At 46.1% G+C, this 2,752-nt stretch carries 1 protein-coding gene; it reads right to left on the bottom strand.

Annotated elements, in window-relative coordinates; all coding sequences use genetic code 11:
* Positions 1-350: 350 nt before the first annotated feature.
* A complete protein-coding gene (locus F6K22_RS37945) occupies positions 351-2,657 on the bottom strand; it encodes an AAA family ATPase (RefSeq protein WP_293110010.1) in 2,307 nt (768 codons plus the stop codon).
* Between the last annotated feature and the right edge of the window lie 95 nt (positions 2,658-2,752).

Genomic DNA, 2,752 nt, shown 5'->3' with positions numbered 1-2,752 from the left:
AAGATTGTTGTTGGGTTTAGTCCCTCAACCCAACAACAATCTTTCTCCCCTCCGACCCTCCGACCCTACTCCCTAATGCACAGTTTTAGCTGTGTCAGTCCAGTAGGTTAAAAAACCTAACCCCCCAACCCCCTTCCCTACAAGGGAAGGGGGAGAAATATCCCTCCTCTCTCCTTGCAGGAGAGGGGTTGGGGGAGAGGTCTCCAAGGTTGCTCGCTCCTAACCCACAATTTTAGTCTTGACACACCACTACTCCTACTACTGCAACATTTAAGATGAAACAGTCTACTACTCCTATTGTTGTTGGGTTACCCTGACGGGAAGCAAGCTACGTTCCTCAACCCAACCTACTAACATTGATATTTCACCACCCAACGCCGAAACAATTCCACGGCAAATTTCAAGTTTCCCTCGGTTGCGACAATGACGTCGTGGCGAAAGAGGGTATCAAGAGCATCATTAATAATAGCTTCATCTAAACCTGTAAGTTGCTGGAGGATGGCGTGACTGCAACCTCCTCGATACTGAGCTAAAGCTTTGAGAATATCTTGTTGCCCCGGTGCATCTTGCCCTGCTTGCCCCCAAACACCTGTAAAATAATAGCGCCCATTTTGGAATAGTTCATTTTTTTCAATAATGGCATCTACATCGGCAACGGTAAAAATAGGTTCCCTTGGTTTTCCCTCCTCGAAGGTTTGCTCGTTGTAGCGACGGACAAGTAAAAATCCTAGTAGTTGTACTAGGTAGGGTTGTCCGGATGTGAGGTCGTAAATGCGATCCATTGCTTCTGCTTGGTAGGTGAGCAGGAAGTCTGGGTTGGGGTTGGCAAGGAGTTGCCTGGTTGTCGGTCTATTCAAAAAACCGACCCGGATGGGAATGACGCTGGCAAAAAATGGCTGAAAGTAATCTTCTGTCATTTCTTCCAGAGTGTGCAACCCGGCGAAGGCAAAGGCAATTTTCGGACTCATCTGCACGAACCCTCGCAATACTGCCATGAAATTAGGGGGGAGTTGTTGTGCGTTAATTAGTTCTTCAATGGTTTCAAATTCATCAAGGGCAATAATTAAGCCTTTGTTCTCTAATTTTTGAGTTGCCTGTTTTAAGTAGAATTTAAAAGTTCGTTGGGGAAGTCTCAGGAGTTCGTCTGTCTCAGGTGGGGGAAGGTTAATAGTATCTGAAATTTCATCACTAATTGCTAAAAATACTTCACCCATTCCCTGGGAAATAGCTCCTAAACCTTGGAGGTTCACATAAACAACTTGTACATCTGCACCAGAAGATTTGGCAACATTCCGTAGAATTGATGTTTTTCCCATGCGACGATGACCGAAGAGAACAACAGACTGTAGCTGAGAATTCATAACCCACAGTTCCTTAAGCTGTCTCATAATATCTTCGCAACCCACAAACAAGTAACCCTCTACTGGGTCGCCAATGACATAAGGATTTTCTATGGGTTCAGTAATAGATGTATCTTCTACATTTGTGGCAATGCTTTCTAAAGCTTTTTGCCAAGTTTGAGCAATACGGACAATTAAACCTCGTTCTGATTGGGGAAGTGCATCAGCATTATCTAGGATTTCTTTTAATTGACCTATAGCTCTGGCAAGGGCAAATGCAGGAGCTGACTTTGAGGTAGCTTTTAAAATAAGTTGCGTATCTTCAACAACGCGACCCAAACCTTTAAGTGCTTCCCAGGTGGTGGGGCGTAGATGAGGTTCGGGTGGAAAGTTAGGAATTTGTATTTCAACAATGGTATAAGGAGATGTTGCTAGTCGAAATTGCGTTAGAGTTTGAGCTAGTAGGAACATTTCCTCGCCGTAGAGGAGAGAGCGTACTTTCTCAAATGCTGCTGTTGCTTTTTCGGGTTCTTGTTCGTAGAGATACCAGAAACCAGCAGCTATTGCACGGGATGGAGTGTTTGAGCGAGTCGGTGCTGATAAGACTATTGAAAGACTAAAAATATCTAATCCTCTAAAAAACTCTAATTTCAACTCTTCTACTAGAGATGCAGAGGCAAATTTTACAAGGTTCCAATCATAAGGATTTTCTGCTAGCTGAGAAATTCGATAAATCATCTGTTCTGAGGGAATTTCTGCTAGCACCTGATTAATAGCATTAACTACCGGAACAAACTGTAGGCTATATCTTAAGAGTTGATTGATGTTTTCTAGACCTAGTTGCCAATCTTTTCTCAACCAAAATTTTAAGCGAGTTGTTAGTAAGGGTAAAGGAATAGGGGTGATTATAGGTAGGAACCAACTACGATTCTGAATTGATATCAAGTTAAGTCCTACGCCAATTAACCAGTTTTCTGGATGCCAAATTGCCACGCCATACGCCACGCTAAACGCCACGCCAAATGCCACACCTCCAGCCACGCCATACGCCACACCAAGCGCCACGCCTCTCGCCACACCTCCAGCCACGCCATACGCCACGCCATACGTCACACCTCCCGCCATGCCTCTCGCCACCCCTCCCACCACGCCAAATGCCACACCATACGCCACGCTTTCCTGCACGCCTTTCTGTATACCTCCCGCCACGCCAAGCGCCACGTCAGACGCCACGCTAAACGCCACGCCAACCGCCACGCCAAATGCCACGCCACCCGCCACGCCAACCGCCACGCCACCCGCCACGCCAACCGCCACGCCAACCGCCACGCCAACCGCCAAGAGCACCGCGAAGAAAAAAAGAACAAAACACGGAACACACCCAAGCAAAACAAAACCGAAAAATAAAGCAA

Source organism: Okeania sp. SIO2F4 (assembly GCF_010672385.1).
Taxonomy (GTDB): domain Bacteria; phylum Cyanobacteriota; class Cyanobacteriia; order Cyanobacteriales; family Microcoleaceae; genus Trichodesmium.
Note: the sequence above shows the minus strand (reverse complement) of the source record. Positions and strands in the feature narration are given on the sequence as shown.